Origin of the sequence: Limnobacter litoralis, from assembly GCF_030160455.1 — a bacterium.
Classification (GTDB): Bacteria; Pseudomonadota; Gammaproteobacteria; order Burkholderiales; family Burkholderiaceae_B; genus Limnobacter; species Limnobacter litoralis.
The window spans coordinates 1-572 of record NZ_BSOJ01000025.1 but is presented as its reverse complement, the minus strand read 5'-3'; the positions used below and the strand labels follow the sequence as shown (position 1 = coordinate 572).

The 572-nt window shown below is 40.9% G+C and carries 1 protein-coding gene; it reads right to left on the bottom strand.

Going from position 1 to position 572, the window contains the following annotated elements; genetic code table 11:
• Nucleotides 1–115: 115 nt before the first annotated feature.
• Nucleotides 116–424 carry a hypothetical protein gene (locus QQJ87_RS10890; protein ID WP_284281751.1) on the bottom strand — a complete coding sequence of 103 codons (309 nt, stop codon included), beginning with the start codon at nt 422–424 and terminating at the stop codon, nt 116–118.
• Between the last annotated feature and the right edge of the window lie 148 nt (nt 425–572).

The following is a 572-nucleotide window of genomic DNA, read 5'->3' as shown; positions in this document are numbered from 1 at the left end:
CGAACGAGTTACCGTTCACCACCCTTGATTCCGAATGAACTTACACAGAATTTTTTACAGGCTCGCAGGTCCTGGAAAGCCGGGATCTGCCAGATCAGATCGGAACCACTGCAATTTAAAGATCCAACTCGTGCCATATAGAGTTTAAAGCCTCTTTAATTCTTAAGTTAATAGCCCTCCGAGTTTCAAAGTCATCTCGCCAAACAAAGTACTCTCCAAGTCCACTGTGAGGGGTGTATAGAGCCCGAAACTCATCTCGAAAAAAGCCTAGGGCTTCATCCCTTGTTAGCCCCCCCTCTTCTATTGCAGACAAAAGATCGATAAATTTTTTAAATTTTTTGGCATAAAACTGCTCATTCTCAACTTGGAATATTGACAACAATTCGTTACATGATTTTTCTAACTGAAGTATTTTAGTCATCATTTGATCGGATTCTCGGAAATAACCTGAACTCCATTAATATTCCATGGAGTCTCGATGTATATCTGTATATTATTCTGCCCCCCTAAGGAAGCACTGAAGAATTCACGATTTGTAGTTCTTCGGCGCGTACATTTCGGTTGATCTGTTC

What these genes read in the sequence shown, in the direction of transcription:
- QQJ87_RS10890 (WP_284281751.1), bottom strand. Translation starts at nt 424, where the DNA reads ATGATGACTAAAATACTTCAGTTAGAAAAATCATGTAACGAATTGTTG.